The 375-nt window shown below is 79.2% G+C and carries 1 pseudogene; it reads right to left on the reverse strand.

Annotated elements, in window-relative coordinates:
* Window positions 1-375: pseudogene (locus N790_RS16390) on the reverse strand (ankyrin repeat domain-containing protein); the annotation flags it as partial.

Genomic DNA, 375 nt, shown 5'->3' on the forward strand with positions numbered 1-375 from the left:
CACCAGCCCCGGCCGCGGGCCCGGCGGCACCAGGCCCGGCCAGGCCAGTGCCAGCGCGCCGGCCAGCACCACGAACACCGCGGCCGCCACCAGGAACCCGCGCCCCGCATCCGCATTGCCGCCATTGCCCACCTGCGCCGCGAGCGCCGACAGGCTGCCGCCGCTGCGTTCGGCCTGGCCGAAGGCGGGCCAGGCGCGCCACAGCACGAGCAGGGCGATGCCCGACAGCGTGCCCAGGCCCAGCGCCGCGGCCAGGCTGCCGGTTTCCAGCAGGGCGGCCAGCGGCCAGGCGGCCGCAAGGAGCAGCAGCACGCCGCCCAGGCCCCAGAGCAGGGCCAGCGCGAGCACGTCGCGCTGCAGCACCGGCGCCGGCAG

Origin of the sequence: Arenimonas malthae CC-JY-1 (assembly GCF_000747075.1) — a bacterium.
In the GTDB taxonomy this organism is placed as follows: Bacteria; Pseudomonadota; Gammaproteobacteria; order Xanthomonadales; family Xanthomonadaceae; genus Arenimonas; species Arenimonas malthae.